Here is a 23,657-nt window from a genome sequence, read left to right as displayed (position 1 = left end):
CTTTGCAGGATGGTAGAAATCGTATTAAAAAAGGGTAAAGAAAAAGCGGCATTACAAAGGCATCCATGGGTATTTTCTGGCGCATTAGAAAAAATTAAGGGAAAACCAGAAGATGGTGATGTAGTAAAAGTTTTTGCCTTTGATAACGAATTTCTGGCCTATGGTTATTACAACAGCAATTCGCGTGTGGCTGTTCGACTTTTAGAATGGGATGAAACACAAACCATTAACTATAGCTGGTATCAAAACCGCTTGAAACAAGCCATAGCCTCACGTCAGTTTATTTTAAACGAAAATACCAACACCTGCCGTTTGGTTTTTAGTGAGGCCGATTTCCTGCCAGGGCTGATTGTTGATCAATATGCTGATTTTCTATCGCTGCAGATTTTAAGTTCGGGAATTGAAAAGGTAAAAGCAGATATTGTAGAAATCCTGAAAGCTGAACTGCAGCCCAAAGGAATATTTGATAAAAGCGATGCCACCGCACGTACCCACGAAGGTTTGCCAGCTGAAAATGGACTGCTTTGGGGAGAAAACCCACCTGAGTTTTTAGCAGTTAGAGAAAACGGAATCACCTATCATATAAACATAGCCGAAGGACAAAAATCGGGCTTCTACTGTGACCAGCGCGATAACAGAAGTATTTTGGCCAGTTACACCAAAGGCAAGAAGGTTTTGGATTGTTTCAGCTACAGTGGTGGTTTTAGCTTAAATAGCTTGGCAAATGGTGCAGCCAGTGTTACCAGCGTAGATAGTTCGGGGCTTGCTGTTGAAACTTTAAAGCAGAATGTAGTTTTAAATAAGTTCGAGGAGCATAAGGTAAATGCCATTCAATCGGATGTGAATAAGCAGTTAAGGGCTTTTAAAGATGCTGGTGAGCTGTTTGATGTAATTGTTTTAGATCCACCTAAATATGCGCCATCCCGTTCGGCTTTGGATAGAGCTGCCAGAGCTTACAAAGACTTAAACCGTTTGGGAATGCTGTTGTTAGAAAAAGGAGGCTTACTGGCTACTTTCTCTTGCTCGGGTGCGGTTGATATTGAAACCTTTAAACAAATTATTGCGTGGGCAGCACTCGATGCCGGTAAAGAGGTTCAGATTATTAAACAGTTTTGCCAGCCTGAAGATCATCCGGTTCGGATTTCTTTTCCAGAAGGTGAGTATTTGAAAGGTTTGCTGCTACGGGTTTTGTAAGGGTTCATTTGTCATTTGTTCACTGGTTGCCCATGGAATCCCTCCATGGTCTGTGTTCCTACAGATCAATAACCATTATTTATCATCACAAGCTTAGGCGAAGAATCATTAGTGCGAAGAATTTAAGCTAACCACAGATGCACAGATTAGCACGGATTTTTTCTGTGTATTCCGTGCCTCCGTGGCAAAATATACCTTTATTGTCGTTAAATACGACATGATCCTTGCGCAGGCGTTAGAAACGCGCACTAGCGTTTCAATAGTTGTGCTTAGCCACAGGATTCCGCTCCTTGGTCTGTGTCCTCACAGACCAACACCCCTTATTTATCATCACAAGCTTAGGAGAAGAATCATTAGTGCGAAGAATTCAAGCTAAGCCACAGCTGCGCAGATTAGCACGGATTTTTTCTGTGTATTCCGTGCCTCCGCGGCAAAATATACCTTTATTGTCGTTAAATACGACATGATCCTTGCGCAGGCTTTAGAAACGCGCGCGAGCTAAATTTACCTCCTTGGTCTGTGTCCTCACAGACCAACACCCCTTATTTATCATCACAAGCTTAGGAGAAGAATCATTAGTGCGAAGAATTCAAGCTAAGCCACAGCTGCGCAGATTAGCACGGATTTTTTCTGTGTATTCTGTGCCTCCGCGGCAAAATATATCTTTATCGCCTAAAATATGACATGCTAATTGCGCACGCTTTAGAAACGCACACGAGCTAAGAACTTCTTTTACCTCCTGGCCTTTTGGATCAAAATCCCTTACAGCTCTCCCGATTTTTCCGGCAAATGTTCATACTCACCTTTCCAAGCATAAAAGCCAAAAATCATCAGGCCCAGACTAATCGGAAAGAAAATAAACAGGATAATTCCCCATTGCAAAATCGTGTTGGTGCGTTCAATGTCGGTATGCGTTAAACCCACCTTATCTATGGCCTGTATAAACAAAAAAGCCATGGCCAATGGTCCTAAAACCATCCAAACCAAACCCAAAAATTTCTTTAAAATATTCATCTTATTAAGGACTAATCGTTAATGTTTTCGTCGCGTTTGTTAGATAGATAAATTGCCCCAATAACTAAACTGAGTGCTGCGATACCGATGGGGTACCAAAGGCCAGATAATGGCGTGGAGCCCGAAAAACTGGCAATAAGCGTTGCAATAAAAGGAACCAATCCGCCAAAAACGCCGTTGCCGATGTGGTAAGGTAACGACATGGAAGTGTACCTGATCTTTGTTGGAAAAAGTTCTACCAAAAATGCCGCTATTGGTCCATAAACCATGGTAACCAGTAAAATCTGGAAGAAGATTAAGCCTACAAATTTCCAGAAAACAGGTGTAGCCAGTACTTTATCTTTTATGATTTCTTTTGCCGGAAAAATACCTCTGGTTACCGAAACCGTATCGGTTTGTACCCTGTTAAAAGATGCACCATTTTTAAGTGTTATCTTGGTGGTAAGGGTCCGTAAACTATCAGTTGTATTGCTAATCAATACCGAACTTACCGGCATGGGGGTTGATGAAGCAATATCAGCCTGTTCAATTTTTGTATAATCCGTATCGTCTAAAAAGGTTTGATAAATAGGGCGGTAAAATATAATTCCCAATAACATACCGCTCAGCATAATCCATTTTCTGCCCACCTTATCACTCCAGGCACCAAATACAACGAAGAAAGGCGTTGCAAATGCAATTCCCCATAGCAAAATATACCTCGAATCGTTAAAATCCAGTTTACAGGTATTCTCTAAAAAAGACTGGGCGTAAAACTGACCCGTATACCAGATTACACCCTGCCCCATTGTAGCGCCAAAAAGGGCTAATAGCACCATTTTAAAATTGGCTTTATTGCTGAAGCTTTCTTTTAACGGATTTTTAGAAACATTTCCCTCTGCTTTCAGTTTCGAAAACATGGGCGATTCGTGCATCTTCATCCTGATATAAATAGATACCACAACAAGCACAATAGATAACAGAAAAGGAATACGCCAGCCCCAGTTGCCAAAAGTTTCGGCGCCCAAAATATTCTTGGTAATTACGATAATTCCCAATGAAAGGAAAAGCCCTAAGGTAGCTGTAGTTTGGATCCAGCTGGTAAAAAAGCCGCGTTTATTTTTCGGGGCGTGTTCGGCCACATAGGTTGCAGCACCACCATATTCGCCGCCCAAAGCCAAACCCTGAATTAACCTTAATATCAAAACCAATATTGGTGCTGCATAGCCGATACTTTTGTAGGAAGGAATTAAGCCGATAAAAAAAGTAGAACCACCCATTAATACCAATGTTAAAAGGAAGGTGTATTTTCTGCCGATTAAATCGCCGAGCCTGCCGAAAACCAGTGCGCCAAAGGGACGTACAATAAAACCTGCAGCGAAAATGGCCAATGTATTAATCAGGGCCGAGGCACCTGCATCTTCAGGAAATAGCTGGTGACCTATAATAACGGCAAGGCTGCCAAAAATGTAAAAGTCGTACCATTCAATCAGTGTGCCCAGTGATGATGCACCAATAACTTTAAAAATATTGTTCTTGGGTAAAGTTTCGCTCATAAGAATCGGGAATATTTGGTTTCCCAATATAAACATTTGAAGCACAATCGGCAACCTGCACTGTCTGCCATTTAATTTGTTACAGAATAAAACATTTTGGCTTTTGTTTTGTATTTTCAGTCTCAATCCAAAATATATGCTTTTAATTCAGAATATCCGCTTAAGTAGAATTTTAAGAAATACCTGGCATGTTGATCTGATCATGATCGCATCTTGTACAGCGGCTTACTTTGTCCGCGAATACCTGATTGCCCATCATTTTAATATTCCATCCATCATCCCAACGGTTTTGGGTACGGCTATTGCCTTTTTTATTGGGTTTAACAATAACCAGGCTTACGATAGGTGGTGGGAAGCCAGAAAAATATGGGGTGCTTTGGTTAACGATTCGCGCTCTTTTGCCCGTGCGCTGATTAATTATGTAGAAGAGGATGAAGAAAGCGTAAAGCGTATGGTTTGCAGGCACATTGCCTTTTTATATGCTTTGAAGGCCAATTTAAGAGGCACAGTAGATGAGATTTACACCAAATACCTGCCCGAAGCCGATTTAAAAGAAATTGAAAAGCATAATAACAAGCATAATGCACTGCTCAATATTCAATCAAGAGAGCTGCAAAAGCTTTCCAAATCGGGTGCAATAGATGGTTTCAGGTTTATAGAGATTAACGAAATGTTAACCCGCTTTTCAGATTCAATGGGCATGAGCGAAAGGATTAAAAATACCATTTTCCCAACTACCTATAGTTATTTAACCAAAGTATTTATCTGGTTGTTTGTGGTTACGTTTACCTTGGTTATCAGTCAGGATGCTGGGCCCGCATCAATATTTTTAGGCTGGTTAATCGGTTTTGTATTTGTATCTACACAGATTAATGGCATGAGTTTGGTAAACCCTTTCGAAAATAACTCGGCTGGTGTACCTTTAAACCAGATTACACGGACCATTGAGATCAACCTGTTGCAGATGCTCAATGAACAAGAAATTCCGGAGCCGGTTAAGCCAATAAACGACGAGTATGTACTTTAAGGTTTGCTAGTTTTCTTCCCTAAAAAAATAAAAAGAAGAGATAAGGCCCAAAAAATTACCATAATAATGGCTGTATTTAAGATGGCTTTCGGATAGCCCAACTTAACCACATTAATAAATGGATAAGGATATTGGTTGATCAGGTAGCCTCTTACAACAATAAATACTACATATAGAAAAGGATAAATTAACCAATAGAGGGCCTGAGGATAGGCCAGCTTGGTTTTATCGACAAAAACGATCCAGTACACCAAAAACAGTAAAGGGTTTATAACATGGAGCAATTCGTTGCTTAAACTATGCCAGCCTTCTAACGGCACTAAGCCACGTAAAGCTGTATTATAAATAATGGCCACCACTACAATATAAACGGTAATGGCAGTTTGCGTAGCCGGTTTGGAAAAGAACCTGCCCAATGCCGTATTTTTAAGCAGCAACGAGGCGGTTAGGCATATGGCAACAGCTAGATTGGTTAAAACGGTAAAGAACGATAGCAGTATTTTAAATGTTGGCCATACTGCCCCATCAAGCTCCTTTAAACTTAACCTAAACTGCAACAATAGCCCAAACCATACAATTAAAGTGATAATGATTAGATATACCTGTTTGCCAGTGGTAGATTTCATACCCTATTGATTTAAAAAATGAGCACAAAAAATGCTTATCCCAAAACCAAGATAAGCATTTTAATATTTTCTAACTAAATTTTACTTTTTAGGTGTGTTTTTCAGCACCACGGGCTTCCTGCCATTCTTTTTCATTCTGAGGTTTAGCATTTCTACCAGTACCGAAAAGGCCATAGCAAAATAAATATAGCCTTTTGGGATGTGCTGATCCAGTCCCTCGGCCAACAGTGAAACTCCAATCAACAGTAGAAAGGATAGGGCAAGCATTTTTACTGTTGGATGCTTATTTACAAAGTTGCTGATTGCACTTGCTGAAACCATCATTATAATTACGGCAATCAACACAGCTGCAATCATAATCTCGATATGATCGGCCATGCCAACAGCTGTAATTACCGAATCTAACGAGAATACAATATCTAAGATCAATATCTGAACAATTGTTGACCAAAATGAATGTACTTTTTCCTTTCCATCTTCATCTTCTTCGCCCTCTAATTTGTTGTGTATTTCATGCGTGCTTTTGTAAATCAAAAATAAACCGCCTATAATCAGGATTAAATCCCTGCCCGAAATAGCCAACTTTTCGAACCAATTGCCGCTGCTAATGCCAACCCAGCTCCCCATATTAAATAGTGGAGAAGTTAACGTCATAATCCAGCTTAATGATAACAGCAGCAGCACCCTGGTAATTAAGGCGAGTGCTAAACCCAGCTGCCTTGCTTTTTTTTGTTGGTTGACCGGCAGTTTGCCCGAAAGAATTGAAATAAAAACAATGTTATCGATGCCTAAAACAATTTCAAGAACGGTAAGCGTTAAAAGTGAAATCCAGGCTTCGGGAGTACTTAAAAAATCCATATGTTAATTTATCTGATAAAGACAAGCTTGTAAAAAGCTTATTGGTTTATGGAACAGATATTAACGGAATTAGTTTGCTGCGGCTGAGGGTAATCGGCTTTAATTTCGAAAAAAGCTATTGGCCATCTTTTAGCGCTGCTTGTAACTGTTGTTCAAAAATGATTGATTTTGCCTTGAAGGCAGGGTCGGAGAAAGAAATGTTGGCGGTAGCATAAATAATCTTACCATCTTTCCCTACTAAAATATTTGAAGGGAAACCGTGGTTAATGTTCAGTTTTCTAATATTATCCACACTCATGGATATAATTTGGTATTGATAGGCATGGTGCTGTTGAAAGCGTTTGGCCTGCTGCGGTTTATCATGCGTAATACCGATAAAACGGATATTGTTTTTGCCATAGCGGGCTACAAGTTTGTTCAATTCAGGCATTTCTGCAATGCAGGGTGGACATTTTTCGAACCAAAAATTGATTACCACTACCTGGTTTTTTAACTCAGCTTTGGTAAAAGGTTTTTTGTTTACGGTTAATCCTTTAAAATCGGGTAATGCTTTGCCTGCTAAATCCGCAAAGAAAGTTTCTTGAGTAGCCCATTTTACAGGTGCATCTTGAGCTTTAGTAAATAAGCAGCAGGCTGTTAACAAGAAAAACAGATAGATTTTCATGGACGGTAAATATAAAAAAAGTCCCACCATTTACCGGCGGGACTAATAGTTTATTTAGCTTGGAAAATTTTATTTAAAGGTAATGGCTCCGTATTCTGATTTTAGGCTAACGGTAGCGCCGCCTCCCGAACCAATTTTACCGGTATATTTTTTAGTTTCATCATCATCGCTTACCTTATTGGCCGAAACATTGGAGCCATATTTAAAGCCAGCATAAGAGGTAGAAATATTAAAATTCGCATTGTATCTATCGCTAAAGCCAAGTCCAACACTTACATATTCGCCTGTAAAGGTAAAGTTTCGGCATGCCGGTGTAACTTCGGCAACGCTTAGTTTATTGTAATCCATATCAATCAGGGCATCGCCGTTTAAAGTGCCTAAACTTACATTGGTATACTCCGTTTTTAAGCTAAGTTTGCCAACATTGGCCAGGTTAAGGCTGCCGTAGCCCTGTTTAATTACCGTATTTCCCTTCACGCTGTTGATATCTACTTTGGCGTATTCGGTATTGAGCAATAAATTACCGCCAATGCTGCCAACAGTTAAGCCACCGCCATATTCTACTTTAATATCGGCCGATTTTCTGATCGTATTCACATTTACTGCCACATATTCTGCTGCAAGTTCCAACGTGCCTACCGAACCAATGGTTACAGGCCCATTATAACTGTGTTTTACAACGGCTGCATTTAAATCCTGAATGGTGCATTTACCATATTGTACATTAATATAATTATTGGCATTGCTGAGGTTGCCGGCAGTAAGGCTTCCGTATTGAACTTTTAAAGATGTTGGACCCGAGAAATCATCGAGGTTTACATTGCCATATTGCTGCATTACCGTAAGGGGGTTAACAGCAGGCATGTAAATTACATAAGAGATTTTAAGCTCTCTGCGTTTGGTAACCCCGTTTCTTACTACCCTGCCCATAAAGTTATTGCTTCCACGATCTGCAAAGTTGGTTTTGATCGATACCATATCGCCTGTTTTGGTGGCGTCTATCGTTACGCCATCAATCAGTTTCTGCACATCGCTTTCCGAGTTGCTGTAGGCTTTAATATCAATATCAACCTTAACCTCTTTTTTGTCCCAGGTTTTGATCACAACCGATCCATATTGGTTGTTCAGGTTAACTTTGTCATTGTTATCTACACTAAAGCTTTTGCTAAATGATTTAGAACGTTCGGCATCGCTACCAGTCTGGGTATGCTTTGCATAGTTAACCACAGCCAGTGTATTGGCCTTATCAATGTTTTCTACAACAGTTTTTTCTGTCGGACTGTTTACCGTTACCTCTTGGGCATTCGTTTTTACGGCGATGAAAGCCATCAAGGCTAAAAATATTTTTATTGTTTTCATGTTGTTAATTGTTAAACACTCCATTGGCTTAAACCTGCCGGCTGGTTAAAAGCAATTTCATGTGGTGAGCGTTTTCTCCCAAATTCTTTTCCCGAAAGCGCGTAATTTTAATGTTTTTATATTTTAACCTCAGACATCCTTAGCGCATCTAAGCTTAGTCTTTGGTCTTTCTACTTTAGGCTTCCAACCCTGACTTTCGGAGTTTTTAAATCTGATTAACTTTTTTATAATCGTCAACCTGGTTTATAATTAATAGTTGTTGTTTTAAGAGCTGTAACTGTATTTCGCGATTTTTAACCATGGCTTTAACCACAAAGGTCTGATCTGGCGAACTTGGCAGTTCTGCTTTTAGTTTTTCATAATCCTCGTCAAGCTTTTTCAGATCGGCTGTAAATTTTTTATACAGTTCGGGGTTTGCCGAAGCGAAAATGGCCAAGCTATCTCTTTTTTCGGTAATTAAGCCTGCAAAATGAACCTCTTTTTTTGCATACGATGCACTAACGTCGGCTATTTCTACGCCGTTGTTTTGCAGTTTTCCGGCGTAAAACCAGCCCAAAGCGAAAACTACTACAATAGCTGCTGCTGCGCTCATCCATAAATAGAGTTTTACCGGTTTTTTTTTCTTTTTTGTATCTAATTCCTTCTCAATTTTGGCCCAAAGTGCTGCCGATGGTTCCATTACATCGAAGGCTTTACGGTTTTCTTTTACAAAGGTTTCTAACTTATTATTCATCTCTCATCCCTTTCTGTTCTAAAATGCTTTTTAACTTCTTTTTGGCGCGCATATACTGTGTGCGGCTGGTATTCTCACTTATTTTTAAAATGTGTGCAATTTCCTCATGGTCGTAACCCTCTAAAAGGTATAAACTCAATACAACCCGGTAGCCATCTGGTAACTGGGCAATAGCTGTTCTAATTTCATCGGCCTGCAACTGCAGTTCATAATCATCAAAACTAACTTCATCAGGCATTTCCGATAACTCATCGGTACTTACAAATTCCATTTTACGCTTACGTAAATAATTAATGGATTTGTTGATCACAATCTGCTTTAACCAAAGCCCAAAAGTGGTTTCCTGCCTAAAATCAATAATTCTGGTAAAGGCATCTAAAAAGGCTTCCTGTAAAACATCTTCGGCCTCCTCTTCGTAATTTAGAATGCGCAGCGCCACATTATACATCGCCTTGGCATACAGCTTGTACAATTCAAACTGTGCTGCACGGCTTCCCTGCATGCATTCTTTTACTAGCTCTAGGTTTTTATCGATGTATACGGCTTCCAAAATTTTGAATATTCTGATTATAAGACATGGGAGATTTTAAAACGTTGCATCAAGGTATAAAAAAATTAAAAATATGTTAAGCGTGTTTTAAAATTAGATCAATTCGCTGTTATGCAGAGGGATGTTGTTAACTTACTGTGATGTGAAAATAAACTTTTGGACTGGAAAATGAGCATTCTGTTAGCCACCGTCTTTTGTTAAATAAACCAGGAGCGGGCATCCCGACTTCACGTCGGGATAAAGCGAATGGCAGGGCTGCATTGGCCATATAGAACTGCCTTTGTTTTTCAGAAAATGAAAGGTTCTGTTCGTTTGGCTGGTTCAGTCCCGCTTTTTGGTACGAGTTCCGATGAAGGATCGGAAGCTCTTCCCTCCAATCGGGTTTATTTAACAGTGGCTTGTGCAGAAATCCCAAATCTTTCATCCCAAATAATAAAAACCAGTTATTAATTTATGCGATATTAAAGGTTCTGTTCTTTTATCATTTGTGGAAAATTCTCGGCCCGATCATCATTAATTTGAAAACCTGCAACAAACCCTTAACTTCATGCCATGGAAACCGATTTAATCATTTCAGCAATAAACCAGCTACACCAAAAAGCAAACCAGGCTTTAGAAAATAAAGATACAGAAGTTCATGTTTACCTTTTGGACGATAGTTTTACCTATTCCCCTGCCGAAGGTGTGGCGGTAAATAAACGCGATTATATTATCGATATGAAGAAATATCTTAAGGGCCTTAAAAGTTTTCAAACCAGTTATTACCGGATCAAATCCAATGTCGAAGATGGGATTTTTACTGAGAAAATTGCCCGGAAATCGGTTGTCATTAAACCAAATTTATTATTGTTTGCCAAAAAGGAAACCATCCAAACGGAAGAAGTTTTTAATTGGAAAAATATTAAAGGTGAATGGAAAATAATTTCCGTGGAGATTACCTTGGAAGAGAAATATTAATTATGCGGAATGGAGAAATACTTCGGAGGGGATGTTAAAATAATTCTTAAGTTTTTGAGCCATTTTTAGTGTAATATCTCTTTTCCCGGATAGTATCGCCGATACATGTCCTTTACTACCGATTACTGGCTCCAAATCTTTGGCCTTTACACCCATTTCTTCCATTTTATATTTAATTACACCGATCGCATCCAGTTCAGGTAATTGATAATTTTTTTCATCAAAATCTTTTACCAGAACGAGTAGTAATTCTAACTCATCGCCTTCAGGTGTGTTGGGCGTAGCATGAAAAATTTCCATCAATCTAATTGATGCTCTATGGTAATCAGTTTCGGTTTTTAATATTTTCCAATTCATGTTATAAATCGTTATCTGTTAAAATTTTAGTGTCAAAGGCAATCGTTTCAACATCGATTTTATCATATTCTTTATGTGTTCCGAACCAGATAACATAGCAGGCCTTTTGTACGAAGTTTACCGAAACCACTAATCTGAAATCATTGCCTTTAATATTAAATATAACGCGGTTGTTAGCTACAATGCTGACGTTTCTATATACTGCTTTAAGCTGATTAAAATTATCAAACTTTAATCTGCCAAATTCGTGAAACCAAACTAATAATGGTATTTCTGCTAAAGGATATGTTTTAACATAATACAAAATAGTTTTCTTCACTAAAATTTTCATTACTCAAATGTAAATAAAAGTTTTCAAAATGCAAACTTTTTGTCTGTCAAAAACCTTTGACTATAGCATTAACTTTAAAACAAAATCGGTATTTTTGCCGCTCAATTTAGATTAAACATATGTTAAGAACAGTAACTTGTGGTGCATTAAACCTTAATAATTTAGGCGAAAGTGTGGCCCTATGTGGTTGGGTACAGAAATCAAGAGATTTAGGTGGTATGACTTTTATCGACATCCGCGATCGTTATGGCATTACCCAGCTGGTTTTTAATATGGATGATAACCGCGAGCTTTGCGAAAAAGCCCGCACCTTAGGCCGCGAATTTGTAATTAAAGCCATTGGTACTGTGGTAGAACGCAGTAACAAAAATCCAAAAATGCCTACCGGCGATGTGGAGATTAAAATTACCGGCTTAGAAATTTTAAACGCGGCCAAGTTACCTCCATTCTTAATTGATGATGAAACCGATGGTGGCGATGAGCTGCGCATGAAATACCGTTATCTGGATTTACGCCGTAACCCTGTTCGCAATAACCTGGTTTTACGCCATAAAATGGCACAGTCGGTCCGCCGCTATTTAGATGCTTTAGATTTTATCGAAGTAGAAACACCTGTATTGATTAAATCGACACCCGAAGGGGCAAGAGATTTTGTGGTGCCAAGCCGCATGAACGAGGGCGAGTTTTACGCACTGCCCCAATCGCCACAAACCTTTAAGCAGTTGTTGATGGTATCTGGTTTCGACCGATATTTTCAGATTGTAAAATGTTTCAGGGATGAAGATTTAAGGGCCGACCGTCAACCTGAATTCACGCAGATCGACTGCGAAATGTCGTTCATTGAACAAGAAGATATTTTAAACACTTTCGAAGGCCTAATACGTACTTTATTTAAAGAAGTGCGCAATTACGATTTGCCTGAAGTACCACGTATGCAATACGCCGATGCTATGCGTTTATATGGTTCAGATAAACCTGATACCCGATTTGCCATGCAGTTTGTAGAGCTTAACGATTTGGTAAAGGGCAAAGGATTCCCTGTGTTTGATAATGCCGAATTGGTAGTGGGTATCAACGCAAAAGGTGCCGCAAGTTATACGCGCAAGCAGTTAGATGAGCTGACAGATTTTATCAAACGCCCGCAGATTGGTGCTACCGGTTTGATTTATGCCCGCCATAACGACGATGGAACCATCAAATCGTCGGTTGATAAGTTCTTTAATGAGGAAGATCTTAAACAATGGAGCGAGGCTTTTGAAACTGAAAAAGGCGATTTATTGTTAATTTTAGCGGGTTCGACCGATAAAGTACGCAAGCAATTAAACGAGCTTCGTTTAGAAATGGGTAACCGTTTGGGCCTACGCGATAAAAATACATTCTCGGCCCTTTGGGTATTGGATTTTCCGTTGTTGGAGTGGGATGAGGAAACTGAACGTTACCACGCCATGCACCACCCGTTTACTTCGCCAAAACCAGAAGATATTGCCTTATTGGATTCTAAACCAGGCGAGGTTAGGGCAAACGCTTACGATATGGTAATTAATGGTACCGAAGTTGGTGGCGGTTCTATCCGTATCCACGACAGGGATTTGCAGGCTTTAATGTTTAAACACTTAGGTTTTAGTGCCGAAGAAGCACAAAAACAATTCGGTTTTTTGATGGATGCTTTCGAATTTGGAGCACCTCCGCATGGTGGTATTGCTTTCGGTTTCGACCGCTTAACTTCAATTTTTGCTGGTTTAGATTCAATCCGCGATGTAATTGCTTTCCCTAAAAACAACTCTGGCCGTGATGTGATGATTGACAGCCCTAGTACAATTGATGAGAAACAGTTGAAAGAATTAAAAATAAAAACGGATTTGTAGGTTTATAGCTCACTAGACATTAGTTTACCCTTCAGGAGTATGTAAAAAAGCCTCAGGATTTAAAATTCTGAGGCTTTTACTTTAAGATCATACCTGCAATTTGCTTACTAATGAACAAATGCCAAATGAACCATTGAACTAATACGTTTCACTATCTGGCGGAATGCCATAATCGATAAACTTCTTGTCTTTTTTCTCTTTCTTTTTACTAAACCAGCCTTTAACTGAATTAAAAATGGCAGATAGATGTTCAGCATCAAGCGATTTCCCAACTTTTCCTGAAACCAGACCTACAGCAGCTTTGGTTAAAAACCCCGCTCCCCTAAAAATGGTTTTATTCATAAACATCGGTAAGAGTAATGACATTGCTGTTCCACTGATGTTTAACTTTTCGTCTGCTTTGAACAAATTACTTGGAGTAGCATATCTTTTAATGAGTGCACCAAGCGTAAATTGATGGAAATAGGTTTTGGAATCCGCTTTAAGCATGGTCTGCTTCAGTGTGTACTCAACCTTAAGTGCTAATTTTCTAGCCTGCAGGTCTTCTAGGTTACGGATGTCTTTATAGCTTCTCATCTTCCTCCTTATCTGCAAGTTTATCAAAATACTTTCTAATGGCTACGTTGATAATTGCTTTTTCAATGTATTTATCTTTGGTAAAATAAACGATTATAGCCAATAGAATATAGAAGACCGAAACACACCCAAAGCCACCGGCATAGCTTCCTAAAACATCAGAAAGGTAAAGTGCCAATGTTACAGAGCCAAATAAAAATGCCAGTATAAAGCACACAATAACCGCAGTGCTGGTTACCAAATCGGCAAAAACTTTCGATATTTTTTCTACAAGGTAAAGTCTTGTGTATTCAACCCTGGCCTCTAAAAAGCCTTTGGCATCATCAACAAGATCTTCAATACTTTTATCTTTATTTTCCTGCATAATTCAGATGTGGTTTAACCGGGCAATTACCCGGCTATGCAATATTTATTTCTTATGCGTGCTCTACGTCGTCGCTATATTCTTCTTCAACGCTTCTTAATTTTGTTTTAATAGAGCTTACCACTTTATCTTTTAAGCTGGCAAGGTTATTAATTTCGTCAGCAGCTTTATCTTTGATAGAGTCGCCCAGATCTTTTAACGATTGGCTTAATTTATCACGTGTTTCTTCACCTTTATCTGGTGCAAATAAAATTCCTAAGGCTGCACCCGCAGCTAGTCCTGCTAAAAGCGCAACTACAACTTTTGAGTTATCATTCATGATTAATGTATTTTAAGGGTTTAACAATTAAGTACACTATAAAACTACTACATTATTTATTGTTAAGCTATATTTATAACTCCGTATGCTCATTATTTGTTTTAATTCTTTCCAATCTTTCTGAAGCAAGCGTACTCGTTTCGTAAATTTTAACAAGCAAGATAAAATAAGATAGCAGTAATGGGCCAAAAACCAGACCCAATATTCCGAACAAAGGGATACCAATAATTACGCCAATTACCGTAATTATGGGGTGAATGTTGCCAACTTTTTTTGCAATGATAAATCTGAGTACGTTATCGATGTTGATAATGACCACGAAACCGAAAATAAGCATGGCCCAGCCTGCAAAGTTATTGCCGTTTGCGATCTGCAGAATTGCCGCCGGTACAAAAACCACTGGGGGGCCCAAAACCGGAACGAAAGAGATAAAGGTAGTAATTACGCCCCAAAACACGGGATCCTTATAACCAAGTACATAAAAAGAAAGGCTAACCAGCGAGCCCTGAACCAAACAGATTAAGCCCTGGCCCAAAACATTGGCGTAGGTGGTATTCCGCATTTCATCGCCAAAGCGAAGTGCATTCTGCTCTCTCAAAGGAGCGTATTTTATTAATGAAAACTCGAACTTTTTGCGTTCAATAAGCATAAAGTACAGTAAAAAGTACATGACCAGCAAACTCAAAATAATATTTACTGCACTCGATATAAGTGAAGGGAACAGCTGCGTGGCCCAATTGCCCAAACGGTTCATTCCTTCCTGAATTAAATCCTGATTGATTTTGATCGGAATAAGGTGCTGCAGTTTTACCAGTAGGTTTTTAAAAAAGATCTCATTGTTTTTCAGCTCCGAAATTTTGCTGATTACCATGCTGCTTAAAGCGTAAAATGGCAATACAATTAAAACGATGCTGATGGCGATGAGTAAAATGGCAACCAACCTTTTGTTCCAGCCTTTGTTTTCTGCTAAATGGATGTAAGCGGGCCTCATTATAGTGTAAAGTACCAAGGTGCTTAAAATGGCACTGAAAATGCTCTGTAGCGAATAAGCAATGAGTACACCAAGCGCAATAATTATGACAAGGTTAATATTATTACGTTGTTTATAAGAAAATACTGACATAATTTAAATGCTTGGACACTCTTTAAATGAGGAAACTGCCTGTTTTGTTTTGCCTATTTTCAATTTATTTACCCTGATCCAGCTTAAAGGATTTGATTTTATTATAGAGCGTTTTCCTATCGATATTTAAGATCTGTGCGGCCTTGGTTTTATTGTAGCCAGCCTCTTTTAAAACAGTTAAAATTGTAATATACTCCGCTTCTCTAGTGGTAATCTTTAAATCAGCTTTTTTAAGAATCGGCTTAGGCTTGAGAGGGATATCTTTCGGTTTTATTTTAACCTGAGCCATGCTTATTTCTAAAGGTAAAGTATCAACCTTAACTTCTTTCCCATCGGTAAGCAGGGCTACCCGTCTGATTACATTTTTGAGCTCACGGATATTTCCGGGCCAATTGTAGCGCAAAAAACAATCTTTAACTTCTTTCGAAAACCCTTTTATGTTTTTACAGAGCTCTTTATTGGTGGCCAGTAAAAATTTCTGCGCAAAAATCAGTACATCTTTGTGGCGGTTTTTTAGCGAAGGTATATGGATGGCAAATTCGTTGAAGCGATGGTACAAATCTTCTCTAAAAGTTCCTCTTTGTATGTTTTTATGCAGGTTTTCGTGCGTAGCTACAATCAGGCGGATGTCGATATCAATTTCCTTAGTGCTCCCGATCCTTTTTAATTTACGCTCCTGTACTGCCCGAAGTAAAATGGCCTGTATATCATAAGGTAAATTTCCAATCTCATCAAGGAACAATGTGCCTCCATTGGCCTGTTCAAAGTGGCCGATTTTGGTATACAGCGCACCGGTAAAAGCTCCTTTTTCGTGACCAAAAAATTCGCTGGCCGCCAGTTCTTTTGATAGCGAGCCACAATCCATGGTAACAAATGGCTCGTTTTTACGCGGGCTGTTTAAGTGAATGGCCCTTGCCACATATTCTTTGCCTGTGCCGCTTTCGCCTGTTAAAATAACGCTGTAGGCTGTGGGTGCCACCAGTTGGATCTGTTTGGAGAGCGTTTTGGCTTCCATGCTAATGCCATCTATATATTCGGGCTGGCCAGAAAGATTGCTGGCTGCCGGAGATATGTTTTCTTTATGCGTAGATATATTTTGGCTGATAACTGCATTTGTTGCTTTTAAGGCATTGTTAATGGTTATCAGTATCTCATCCGGATAAAGTGGTTTGGTAATGTAATCATAAGCGCCAAGTTTAATCAACTCAACAGCAAGCCGGATATCAGAATAACCGGTAATAATGATTACAGTGGTAGCTGGGTGCCTTTCTTTTATTTTTATTAAAATTTCTTTCCCGTCTACATCTTCAAGCCGGTAATCGCACAAAACCAGATCGAAAGTTTTTGTGCTTAACATTTCGAGGCCTAAAGCGCCCGATGCCGCATTTGAAACTTCGAATCCGTTTTTGGTTAGAAATTTAGAAAGTAATAACCCGATATTTATCTCATCGTCAACTATAAGTATCTTCTTTTTCATTAATGGTGCCATTATTCTAAAAGAATCCCAGATAATAACCATTACCTGAGGGAGATTCGGATTAACTTTTTAGATACTACATAATTACCTAAAAAAAATTGTATAGAAAAATATTTGCAACATTTTTGTTATGATGTGAGCGAATTAATACTACATACAGACTATTTACCTTGAAAAACAGCTTTCCTTTTTTCAACAAATGCGACAACGCCTTCCTTAAAATCGCTTGTTTCGAAGCATTTTCCGAAAGATTCAATCTCTGTTTCGTAACCATTATTGTGGTTTACCGAGGCAATTACCGATTTTAGTGCTGCTGAAACGGCCAGTGGTGCGCGCTGCTTAACCGCATTTAAAATCTCTTCGGCCTTGGCAATAAGTTCGGCCTGTGGTACAACATGGTTAACCAGTCCAAAATGTAAAGCATCAGCAGCGGTAACCATATTTGCTGTGGTAATCATTTCTATCGCTTTGCCTTTTCCAACCAGTTGGGTTAAGCGCTGCGTGCCTCCATAACCTGGAATAAGTCCTAGTGTAACCTCAGGCAGTCCCAGTTTGGCATTTTCTGAGGCAACACGCATGTGGCAGGCCATGGCCAGTTCCAGTCCGCCGCCCAGTGCAAAACCATTAATAGCCGCAATAAAAGGTTTGGTGGCATTTTCTATGGCATTAAAAACAGTGTCCTGTCCGCGTTTGGCCAGTTCTTCGCCCTGTTTGCCATTGTAATCAGAAAACTCTTTAATATCGGCACCGGCAACAAAAGCTTTTTCGCCCGCACCTGTAATAATCACTCCCCTCACTTCGCTTGTTTTATCTGCAAACCCGATTACATCGGCCAGTTCGGTCAGGGTATCTTTGTTTAAGGCGTTTAATGCTTTTTCGCGGTTGATGGTAATGTATAAAATGTTTTCTTTTACTTCTGATAATAAATGCTGATATGCCATAATCTAAAAATTTCTGTTTTCTGTAACCCAGTTCTGAATATATGCTACAATGCTAGCCATGGTAGTGCCCGGGGGAAATAGTTCTCCCACACCCATATCAGCAAGCTTTAGCCGGTCGGTTTCGGGGATAATGCCCCCACCTGTTAACAACACATCATCAAGCTGTTTTTCTTTCATCAGGTGGATAATTTTTGGAAAAACCGTCATGTGTGCGCCTGATAAGATGGAAATACCAATGGCATCAACATCTTCCTGCAGGGCGGTATTAACCACCATTTCGGGCGTTTGGCGGAGACCTGTATAAATCACTTCCATACCTGCATCCCGTAAAGAAGTGGCAATCACTTTGGCGCCTCTATCGTGCCCATCAAGCCCAACTTTAGCCACCAAAACACGTATTGGCCGGTTTAATACTTTGCTCATAATGAATATTAAGTTATTGTAAATGTATTGAATTTATTAAGCAATAGCGAAATAAGGCAAGCGTAGATTTAGTTAATGTTTTACAGCAGCGCATTGTGCAGAAATAATCTTGCTTTTGTATTTTCAGCTGTTGGTAATGGGGCTATAGGCCACTAACTAACAACTGTGGGCTAATAAACCTTTAATCATTGTATAAATCCGCTCAATCTTTTTACATTTGCATTCCTAATTTACAGGTTTTTATGAGTGAAGAGAAGTCATTGAACTTTATTGAAGAAATTGTTGAGAACGACTTAAATAGTGGTAAGTATGAAACCTTGGTTACGCGTTTTCCGCCAGAACCAAACGGTTATTTACACATCGGCCACGCGAAAGCAATATGCTTAAATTTCGGACTAACACAAAAATACGGCGGTTATACCAACCTGCGTTTTGACGATACCAATCCGGTAACGGAGAAAACAGAATATGTGAATAGCCAGCAGGAAGATATTAGATGGTTGGGTTTTAACTGGAAAAACGAATTATATGCCTCTGATTATTTTGATGAGCTATACGGTTTTGCCGTTAAGTTGATTGAAAAAGGCCTGGCTTATGTTGATGAAAGTTCTGCCGATGAAATTGCTGCCCTAAAAGGTACACCAACTGAACCCGGACAGGATAGCCCGTTCCGCAACCGCAGCGTTGAAGATAATTTAGCCATTTTTACCAAAATGAAAAATGGCGAATTTCCCGATGGTGCTTATATTTTGCGGGCCAAAATTGATATGGCCAGCCCAAATATGTTAATGCGCGATCCGATTATTTACCGCATTAAACATGCAGAACACCACCGCACAGGCAACAAATGGTGTATTTACCCGATGTACGATTTTGCCCACGGACAAAGCGATAGCATTGAAAACATTACCCATTCTATTTGTACTTTGGAGTATGTTTCGCACCGCGAATTATACGATTGGTTTATCGAGAAATTAGAGATTTTCCCGTCAAAACAATATGAGTTTGCGCGCTTAAACCTTACTTCTACGGTAATGAGTAAGCGTAAACTGTTGCAACTGGTTAACGAAAATCTGGTTAACGGTTGGGACGATCCGCGTATGCCTACCATTTCGGGCCTGCGCAGAAGAGGCTTTACACCAAAAAGCATCCGCGAGTTTTGCGAACGCATTGGTATTGCCAAACGCGAAAACCTGATTGAATTAAGTTTGTTGGAATTCTGTATCCGGGAAGACCTGAATAAAAGCGCCAACCGTGTAATGGCCGTATTAGATCCGATTAAACTAGTAATCACCAATTACGAAAAAGGTTCGGAAGAGCTGATTGGCGAAAACAATCCAGAGGCTGAAGATGGTGGCGGCACACGTGTAATCCCTTTTAGCAACGAACTTTGGATAGAGCGTGAAGATTTTATGGAAGTACCCGCTAAAAAATGGTTCCGTTTGGCGCCGGGTGCAATGGTACGCTTAAAGTTTGCCTATATTATAAAATGCGAGGATTTTGTGAAAGATGAAAACGGCAATGTAACCGAAATCCATTGTACTTATATTCCGGAATCGAAAAGTGGGAGCGATACCAGTGGGATTAATGTAAAAGGCACCATTCACTGGGTGAGTGCTCAACATGCTAAAACTGCTGAAATCCGGTTGTACGACCGCTTATTTACATCAGAAACACCTGATGCTGAAGAAGGCGATTTTAAAGATTATTTAAACCCCGAAAGCTTAACGGTTTTACCAAATGCGTACATAGAACCTGCTTTGGCCGATGCTGATTTAGAAAGCCGTTATCAGTTTATCCGGAAAGGTTATTTCTGTTTGGATAAAGATTCTACAGCCGATAAATTGGTTTTCAATAGAACAGTAACCCTGAAAGATACCTTTAAAAAACCGAATTAAGATTCGTTTTTTACTGCAGAAAGGCACAGATGAACACGGATTAACGTGATTGATCTGTGCCTTTCTTTTTAGTATAGGCGGAAGCTGTGTTTCGCCTAGATTTGAGCCTCGGCCTGAATGGATTTATTCACTTTTTTAAAGTAAAGGAAATCGTAAACCGTTAGGTATCCAAATAGCAGTATAAGCAAGCTTACAAATAGTGCTACAGTAATATCTTTTCGGTCTAAGATTTCCTGTATTAAAAAATAAACAAAAACGATAGTTGCCACCATAGTGGGGAAATAGGTTTTGTATTTTAATTTTTCCTGCCTGAATTCGATTACACCATTTAAAAACAGGGTGGTAGAAAAGTACAAAACTATTGCTAACCCACATACGTGCCCAACAAGTACTTCTGTTGGATCATTAAATCGGATAACGATATCGGTATAAAAGACATTGATAGAAGAATAGATTAACAGAAGGGACAGGATTATCCTGATTGTTCCCCTAATTTTGTTTGGTATGTGCATGCTGGCGTTTAGCAGATCAGTTTAGACCTTCGAATCTAATGTTAAAGCTTGAATTACAAATAATCCATTATAAATTTTAATCTCATCTTCGTGTTCCCAACTTTCTCCATCACCCATTTTACATCTTCCATTATTTAATATTTGGTGTAAACATTATAAAGTACCAGAATATCAACCGGGGTTAATGTTGGTGTTATATCGGTTTGGATAAAATGGATTTTAAAGGCGGTAATAGCAGCAGGAAGATTGCTGGTATCATACCCTATATATTTTAGTGCCATTTCGGTATTAAAATCTGCCGGTGGGTTTTTTAATACATCGTCATACCAATAGCCAAAACCTTTGTCGGCCAGTTTTTTCCAGGGGAAATTTTTTGGATCGTTTTTACGTTTGGGCGCAATATCGGCATGACCGATAAAGTTGGCAGTTGGAATACCATAAGTTTTTTTTAAGGTAGCCAATAGCTTAATCAAACTATTGATCTGAGCATCGGGCCACGGATCGGTTAAACCATTATTATCCAGTTCTATGCCAATTGATGAAGAGTTTAGGTCGGTATCTTTGCCCCACTTACTCACACCGGCATGGTTGGCGCGTAGGTAATCATTTACCATGTGTACCACCTTCCCATCGCGGCTTACCACATAATGCGCACTGGTGCCCGCCCGGGTAGAGAAAAAAGTTTTAACCGTTTGTGCCAAGCTATCTTGTGCAGTATGGTGTATCACCACAAAATTAGGTTTGCGTATCCCAAAATTTACAGAACCAATCCACTCTTGGTTTGTTGCTCCTAAAGAATCGTAAAGCTGTCCTGTTGGCGGTACGGCACCAATAATTTTAGAGAAATCTTTCGCTTTATCTTTGTATATTTTTTCTGTTGCAGCATATTTACTACTGCCGCAGGCAGCTAAAACCAGTACAGAGCAAGCGAGAATAAGACGTGTTTTTGATAAATTAGAAAAGGGCATGGGATATAATTATTATAAAATGAAGTTACAAAGTTATGCCAAACTTCATCCATTGCATCAAACTTTATACAAAGCTTTCAAAAATTGCTAATTTTGAACCGATATACTTTAATATGAAGAATTTATACCAATCAAAAATATTTTTGTCGGCACTGGCCATTTCAGTAGCTGCATTATCATCATGCGGAAGTGATACTAAACCTACCGGCGAAAAAAATGGCGCAGTACAGAAAGATAGTTTAACCAGTTATGTTGCGCAACGCCTGCCCATCTACGAAAAGGTAAAGCTTACCACAAACATTAACCAGTTGAGTGTTAACGACCGTAAAATTTTGCCTCTGTTGATTCAGGCTGCAGAAATTATGGACGAGCTGTATTGGAAGCAGGCTTATCCACAGAGAGATAGTTTGCTGGCAACCATCAAAGATGAAAAAACACGTGAATTTGTAAACATCAATTATGGTCCTTGGGATAGGTTGAACAACGATAAACCATTTGTTCAAGGGGTTGGTGCCAAGCCTGAGGGCGCATCTTTTTATCCTTATGGAATAACCAAAGAAGCGATAGAAAAATCAGATCTGGCCGATAAATTCGGCGCTTACTCGGTTGTTAAAAAAGACAGTAGCGGAAAATTATCTACCGTTCCATACCACGTTTTGTTTGCTTCTGAACTGCAGAAAGTAAGTTCTTTGTTAAAACAGGCCGCCTTGATTGCTGAAGATGCCGGATTAAAAAAATATTTGAACTTAAGGGCTGATGCTTTGGTTACCGATAACTTTACCGCAAGCGATTATGCCTGGCTCGATATGAAAACCAATGGTTTGGATATTATTATCGGCCCCATTGAAAACTATGAAGATAAACTTTTTAATGCCCGCACCAGTTACGAAGCTTACGTGCTGATTAAAGATAAAGAGTGGAGCAAACGCTTGGCCAAGTATGTAAAAATGCTGCCCGAGCTACAGAAAAACCTACCGGTGGCCGCAAAATATAAAACCGAAACCCCAGGAACCGACTCTGAACTGAATGCATATGATGTGGTTTATTATGCAGGCGATTGTAACGCCGGATCTAAAACCATTGCGGTAAACCTTCCGAACGATGAAAAAATCCAGCAGGAAAAAGGCACACGCCGTTCGCAGTTAAAAAATGCCATGCAGGCTAAGTTTGATAAAATCCTGGTTCCGATTTCGAAAGAACTGATCGCGGCCGAGCAGCAGCAGTACATAAAGTTTGATGCATTTTTTGCCAATGTTATGTTTCATGAGGTAGCCCACGGTTTAGGGATCAAGAAAACCATTACCGGAAAAGGATTTGTACGTGCAGCACTAAAAGAGCAGTACAGCTGGTTAGAAGAAGGCAAAGCCGATATTTTGGGTCTGTACATGGTAACCGGCTTGCTTAAAAAAGGCGAACTGAAAGGCGATATCAAAGATTATTACACCACATTTATGGCCGGCATTTTACGCTCGGTACGCTTTGGTGTTTCGGAAGCCCATGGAAAAGCCAACATGCAGTGCTTTAACTATTTTCAGGAGAAAGGTGCTTTTGAGCGCACAGCTAAAGGAACTTATCAGGTTAATTTCGAAAAATTTGCAACTGCCATGAACGATTTGAGCGCCTTCATTATCACTTTGCAGGGTAATGGTGATAAAGTGGCTGTAGAAAAAGCACAGAAAGAAAAAGCCATTATCCACACAGAGCTGCAGACAGATTTGGATAGGTTAACCAAGAAAAATATTCCGGTAGATGTCGTTTTCGAACAAGGTGTTGATGTTCTTGGGGTAAAATAATATTTCCTCATCAAAGGATTTAAAGCCATAGAACAGCAGGTGCAAACTTGTTGATCTGTGGCTTTTTTTTGGTTTGGTTCATTTGTTCACTCGTCATTTGTTCATTGGTAACCGCAAATTGATTATTTGTTTAAACTGCTTAATCGGTTAATTGACCTTGGGACTCTCAACTCCAAACTAACGACTTCCAACT

The 23,657-nt window shown here is 39.4% G+C and carries 26 protein-coding genes; 6 read left to right on the top strand and 20 right to left on the bottom strand.

All coding sequences use genetic code 11. From position 1 onward, the window contains the following. Positions 1–9: 9 nt before the first annotated feature. A complete protein-coding gene (locus tag ACS5PU_RS08140; RefSeq protein WP_439458789.1) occupies positions 10–1,194 on the top strand; it encodes a class I SAM-dependent rRNA methyltransferase in 1,185 nt (394 codons plus the stop codon). A gap of 762 nt (positions 1,195–1,956) precedes the next feature. Here the strand turns inward: ACS5PU_RS08140 and ACS5PU_RS08135 are convergent. Continuing rightward, positions 1,957–2,208: a DUF6814 family protein gene (locus tag ACS5PU_RS08135; RefSeq protein ID WP_439458788.1), complete on the bottom strand. Its 252-nt coding sequence runs from the start codon at positions 2,206–2,208 to the stop codon at positions 1,957–1,959. 11 nt (positions 2,209–2,219) lie between these two features. Continuing rightward, positions 2,220–3,743: an MFS transporter gene (locus ACS5PU_RS08130; RefSeq protein ID WP_439458787.1), complete on the bottom strand. Its 1,524-nt coding sequence runs from the start codon at positions 3,741–3,743 to the stop codon at positions 2,220–2,222. A gap of 136 nt (positions 3,744–3,879) precedes the next feature. Here ACS5PU_RS08130 and ACS5PU_RS08125 point away from each other — a divergent pair, with 136 nt between their 5' ends. After that, the gene (locus tag ACS5PU_RS08125) at positions 3,880–4,770 is read left to right on the top strand and encodes a bestrophin family protein (protein WP_439458786.1); all 891 of its coding nucleotides are present in this window, start codon (positions 3,880–3,882) and stop codon (positions 4,768–4,770) included. Here the strand turns inward: ACS5PU_RS08125 and ACS5PU_RS08120 are convergent. The 7 genes from ACS5PU_RS08120 to ACS5PU_RS08090 form a co-directional block, all read right to left on the bottom strand. Next, positions 4,767–5,396: a Pr6Pr family membrane protein gene (locus ACS5PU_RS08120; protein WP_439458785.1), complete on the bottom strand. Its 630-nt coding sequence runs from the start codon at positions 5,394–5,396 to the stop codon at positions 4,767–4,769. The two genes, ACS5PU_RS08125 and ACS5PU_RS08120, sit on opposite strands and share 4 nt — an antisense overlap. An 81-nt stretch (positions 5,397–5,477) precedes the next feature. Beyond that, complete coding sequence (locus ACS5PU_RS08115) at positions 5,478–6,254, bottom strand: TerC family protein (RefSeq protein WP_439458784.1); 777 nt, start codon at positions 6,252–6,254, stop codon at positions 5,478–5,480. Between the two features lie 115 nt (positions 6,255–6,369). Next, positions 6,370–6,918 (bottom strand): TlpA family protein disulfide reductase, encoded by a 549-nt coding sequence (locus tag ACS5PU_RS08110; protein WP_439458783.1) that lies wholly within the window; start codon positions 6,916–6,918, stop codon positions 6,370–6,372. Positions 6,919–6,987: 69 nt separating this feature from the next. After that, positions 6,988–8,277: a hypothetical protein gene (locus tag ACS5PU_RS08105; RefSeq protein ID WP_439458782.1), complete on the bottom strand. Its 1,290-nt coding sequence runs from the start codon at positions 8,275–8,277 to the stop codon at positions 6,988–6,990. A gap of 205 nt (positions 8,278–8,482) precedes the next feature. Then, on the bottom strand, positions 8,483–9,010 hold the full coding sequence (locus ACS5PU_RS08100; RefSeq protein WP_439458781.1) for a hypothetical protein: 528 nt from the start codon (positions 9,008–9,010) through the stop codon (positions 8,483–8,485). Further along, the gene (locus tag ACS5PU_RS08095; protein WP_439459303.1) at positions 9,003–9,512 is read right to left on the bottom strand and encodes an RNA polymerase sigma factor; all 510 of its coding nucleotides are present in this window, start codon (positions 9,510–9,512) and stop codon (positions 9,003–9,005) included. Before ACS5PU_RS08095 ends, ACS5PU_RS08100 begins: the two co-directional genes overlap by 8 nt. Before the next feature lie 175 nt (positions 9,513–9,687). Continuing rightward, positions 9,688–9,984, bottom strand: coding sequence for a hypothetical protein (locus ACS5PU_RS08090; RefSeq protein ID WP_439458780.1), 297 nt, complete (start codon positions 9,982–9,984; stop codon positions 9,688–9,690). A 128-nt stretch (positions 9,985–10,112) separates the two neighbouring features. On the opposite strand from ACS5PU_RS08090, the gene ACS5PU_RS08085 reads away from it, so the two are divergent. Then, positions 10,113–10,517, top strand: a complete 405-nt coding sequence (locus tag ACS5PU_RS08085) for a hypothetical protein (protein ID WP_439458779.1) — start codon at positions 10,113–10,115, stop codon at positions 10,515–10,517. On the opposite strand, the gene ACS5PU_RS08080 is transcribed toward ACS5PU_RS08085, so the two are convergent. Both ACS5PU_RS08080 and ACS5PU_RS08075 read right to left on the bottom strand, forming a co-directional pair. Beyond that, positions 10,518–10,874, bottom strand: coding sequence for a helix-turn-helix domain-containing protein (locus tag ACS5PU_RS08080; RefSeq protein WP_439458778.1), 357 nt, complete (start codon positions 10,872–10,874; stop codon positions 10,518–10,520). It lies immediately after the preceding gene. 1 nt (position 10,875) lies between these two features. Then, on the bottom strand, positions 10,876–11,205 hold the full coding sequence (locus ACS5PU_RS08075) for a type II toxin-antitoxin system HigB family toxin (protein WP_439458777.1): 330 nt from the start codon (positions 11,203–11,205) through the stop codon (positions 10,876–10,878). Positions 11,206–11,324: 119 nt separating this feature from the next. Between ACS5PU_RS08075 and aspS the strand changes: the two genes are divergently transcribed. After that, a complete protein-coding gene (aspS, locus tag ACS5PU_RS08070) occupies positions 11,325–13,070 on the top strand; it encodes an aspartate--tRNA ligase (protein WP_439458776.1) in 1,746 nt (581 codons plus the stop codon). 138 nt (positions 13,071–13,208) lie between these two features. Here aspS and ACS5PU_RS08065 read toward each other — a convergent pair whose 3' ends face one another. The 7 genes from ACS5PU_RS08065 to ACS5PU_RS08035 all read right to left on the bottom strand — a co-directional run bounded on the left by ACS5PU_RS08065 (position 13,209) and on the right by ACS5PU_RS08035 (position 18,293). After that, complete coding sequence (locus tag ACS5PU_RS08065; RefSeq protein ID WP_439458775.1) at positions 13,209–13,646, bottom strand: hypothetical protein; 438 nt, start codon at positions 13,644–13,646, stop codon at positions 13,209–13,211. After that, entirely contained in the window at positions 13,633–14,010 is a 378-nt protein-coding gene (locus ACS5PU_RS08060) for a phage holin family protein (protein WP_439458774.1), read from the bottom strand. The genes ACS5PU_RS08065 and ACS5PU_RS08060 overlap by 14 nt, the downstream gene beginning before the upstream one ends. Before the next feature lie 52 nt (positions 14,011–14,062). Beyond that, complete coding sequence (locus ACS5PU_RS08055; protein ID WP_039474732.1) at positions 14,063–14,329, bottom strand: YtxH domain-containing protein; 267 nt, start codon at positions 14,327–14,329, stop codon at positions 14,063–14,065. Between the two features lie 73 nt (positions 14,330–14,402). Next, positions 14,403–15,452, bottom strand: a complete 1,050-nt coding sequence (locus tag ACS5PU_RS08050) for an AI-2E family transporter (RefSeq protein WP_439458773.1) — start codon at positions 15,450–15,452, stop codon at positions 14,403–14,405. Between the two features lie 64 nt (positions 15,453–15,516). Then, entirely contained in the window at positions 15,517–16,929 is a 1,413-nt protein-coding gene (locus tag ACS5PU_RS08045; protein ID WP_439458772.1) for a sigma-54-dependent transcriptional regulator, read from the bottom strand. Between the two features lie 161 nt (positions 16,930–17,090). Beyond that, positions 17,091–17,870: an enoyl-CoA hydratase-related protein gene (locus tag ACS5PU_RS08040; RefSeq protein WP_439458771.1), complete on the bottom strand. Its 780-nt coding sequence runs from the start codon at positions 17,868–17,870 to the stop codon at positions 17,091–17,093. A 3-nt stretch (positions 17,871–17,873) separates the two neighbouring features. Beyond that, entirely contained in the window at positions 17,874–18,293 is a 420-nt protein-coding gene (locus tag ACS5PU_RS08035) for a cobalamin B12-binding domain-containing protein (protein ID WP_439458770.1), read from the bottom strand. 242 nt (positions 18,294–18,535) lie between these two features. On the opposite strand from ACS5PU_RS08035, the gene ACS5PU_RS08030 reads away from it, so the two are divergent. Continuing rightward, positions 18,536–20,191, top strand: a complete 1,656-nt coding sequence (locus ACS5PU_RS08030) for a glutamine--tRNA ligase/YqeY domain fusion protein (RefSeq protein ID WP_439458769.1) — start codon at positions 18,536–18,538, stop codon at positions 20,189–20,191. Between the two features lie 95 nt (positions 20,192–20,286). Here ACS5PU_RS08030 and ACS5PU_RS08025 read toward each other — a convergent pair whose 3' ends face one another. Both ACS5PU_RS08025 and ACS5PU_RS08020 read right to left on the bottom strand, forming a co-directional pair. Next, the gene (locus ACS5PU_RS08025; RefSeq protein ID WP_439458768.1) at positions 20,287–20,703 is read right to left on the bottom strand and encodes a hypothetical protein; all 417 of its coding nucleotides are present in this window, start codon (positions 20,701–20,703) and stop codon (positions 20,287–20,289) included. 134 nt (positions 20,704–20,837) lie between these two features. After that, a complete protein-coding gene (locus ACS5PU_RS08020) occupies positions 20,838–21,671 on the bottom strand; it encodes an N-acetylmuramoyl-L-alanine amidase (RefSeq protein ID WP_439458767.1) in 834 nt (277 codons plus the stop codon). A 113-nt stretch (positions 21,672–21,784) separates the two neighbouring features. Between ACS5PU_RS08020 and ACS5PU_RS08015 the strand changes: the two genes are divergently transcribed. After that, positions 21,785–23,464: a dipeptidyl-peptidase 3 family protein gene (locus tag ACS5PU_RS08015; RefSeq protein ID WP_439458766.1), complete on the top strand. Its 1,680-nt coding sequence runs from the start codon at positions 21,785–21,787 to the stop codon at positions 23,462–23,464. Positions 23,465–23,657 lie beyond the last annotated feature (193 nt).

It is taken from the genome of Pedobacter sp. GSP4, assembly GCF_051857575.1.
Taxonomy (GTDB): Bacteria; Bacteroidota; Bacteroidia; order Sphingobacteriales; family Sphingobacteriaceae; genus Pedobacter.
The sequence above is the reverse complement of the archived record's forward strand: the minus strand, read 5'-3'. Positions and strand labels throughout refer to the sequence as shown.

Excerpts from the sequence above, each read along its gene's own strand:
- ACS5PU_RS08140 (WP_439458789.1), top strand. The coding sequence starts at position 10 with ATGGTAGAAATCGTATTAAAAAAGGGTAAAGAAAAAGCGGCATTACAA.
- ACS5PU_RS08135 (WP_439458788.1), bottom strand. The coding sequence starts at position 2,208 with ATGAATATTTTAAAGAAATTTTTGGGTTTGGTTTGGATGGTTTTAGGA.
- ACS5PU_RS08130 (WP_439458787.1), bottom strand. The coding sequence starts at position 3,743 with ATGAGCGAAACTTTACCCAAGAACAATATTTTTAAAGTTATTGGTGCA.
- ACS5PU_RS08125 (WP_439458786.1), top strand. The coding sequence starts at position 3,880 with ATGCTTTTAATTCAGAATATCCGCTTAAGTAGAATTTTAAGAAATACC.
- ACS5PU_RS08120 (WP_439458785.1), bottom strand. The coding sequence starts at position 5,396 with ATGAAATCTACCACTGGCAAACAGGTATATCTAATCATTATCACTTTA.
- ACS5PU_RS08115 (WP_439458784.1), bottom strand. The coding sequence starts at position 6,254 with ATGGATTTTTTAAGTACTCCCGAAGCCTGGATTTCACTTTTAACGCTT.
- ACS5PU_RS08110 (WP_439458783.1), bottom strand. The coding sequence starts at position 6,918 with ATGAAAATCTATCTGTTTTTCTTGTTAACAGCCTGCTGCTTATTTACT.
- ACS5PU_RS08105 (WP_439458782.1), bottom strand. The coding sequence starts at position 8,277 with ATGAAAACAATAAAAATATTTTTAGCCTTGATGGCTTTCATCGCCGTA.
- ACS5PU_RS08100 (WP_439458781.1), bottom strand. The coding sequence starts at position 9,010 with ATGAATAATAAGTTAGAAACCTTTGTAAAAGAAAACCGTAAAGCCTTC.
- ACS5PU_RS08095 (WP_439459303.1), bottom strand. The coding sequence starts at position 9,512 with ATGCAGGGAAGCCGTGCAGCACAGTTTGAATTGTACAAGCTGTATGCC.
- ACS5PU_RS08090 (WP_439458780.1), bottom strand. The coding sequence starts at position 9,984 with ATGAAAGATTTGGGATTTCTGCACAAGCCACTGTTAAATAAACCCGAT.
- ACS5PU_RS08085 (WP_439458779.1), top strand. The coding sequence starts at position 10,113 with ATGGAAACCGATTTAATCATTTCAGCAATAAACCAGCTACACCAAAAA.
- ACS5PU_RS08080 (WP_439458778.1), bottom strand. The coding sequence starts at position 10,874 with ATGAATTGGAAAATATTAAAAACCGAAACTGATTACCATAGAGCATCA.
- ACS5PU_RS08075 (WP_439458777.1), bottom strand. The coding sequence starts at position 11,205 with ATGAAAATTTTAGTGAAGAAAACTATTTTGTATTATGTTAAAACATAT.
- aspS (WP_439458776.1), top strand. The coding sequence starts at position 11,325 with ATGTTAAGAACAGTAACTTGTGGTGCATTAAACCTTAATAATTTAGGC.
- ACS5PU_RS08065 (WP_439458775.1), bottom strand. The coding sequence starts at position 13,646 with ATGAGAAGCTATAAAGACATCCGTAACCTAGAAGACCTGCAGGCTAGA.
- ACS5PU_RS08060 (WP_439458774.1), bottom strand. The coding sequence starts at position 14,010 with ATGCAGGAAAATAAAGATAAAAGTATTGAAGATCTTGTTGATGATGCC.
- ACS5PU_RS08055 (WP_039474732.1), bottom strand. The coding sequence starts at position 14,329 with ATGAATGATAACTCAAAAGTTGTAGTTGCGCTTTTAGCAGGACTAGCT.
- ACS5PU_RS08050 (WP_439458773.1), bottom strand. The coding sequence starts at position 15,452 with ATGTCAGTATTTTCTTATAAACAACGTAATAATATTAACCTTGTCATA.
- ACS5PU_RS08045 (WP_439458772.1), bottom strand. The coding sequence starts at position 16,929 with ATGAAAAAGAAGATACTTATAGTTGACGATGAGATAAATATCGGGTTA.
- ACS5PU_RS08040 (WP_439458771.1), bottom strand. The coding sequence starts at position 17,870 with ATGGCATATCAGCATTTATTATCAGAAGTAAAAGAAAACATTTTATAC.
- ACS5PU_RS08035 (WP_439458770.1), bottom strand. The coding sequence starts at position 18,293 with ATGAGCAAAGTATTAAACCGGCCAATACGTGTTTTGGTGGCTAAAGTT.
- ACS5PU_RS08030 (WP_439458769.1), top strand. The coding sequence starts at position 18,536 with ATGAGTGAAGAGAAGTCATTGAACTTTATTGAAGAAATTGTTGAGAAC.
- ACS5PU_RS08025 (WP_439458768.1), bottom strand. The coding sequence starts at position 20,703 with ATGCACATACCAAACAAAATTAGGGGAACAATCAGGATAATCCTGTCC.
- ACS5PU_RS08020 (WP_439458767.1), bottom strand. The coding sequence starts at position 21,671 with ATGCCCTTTTCTAATTTATCAAAAACACGTCTTATTCTCGCTTGCTCT.
- ACS5PU_RS08015 (WP_439458766.1), top strand. The coding sequence starts at position 21,785 with ATGAAGAATTTATACCAATCAAAAATATTTTTGTCGGCACTGGCCATT.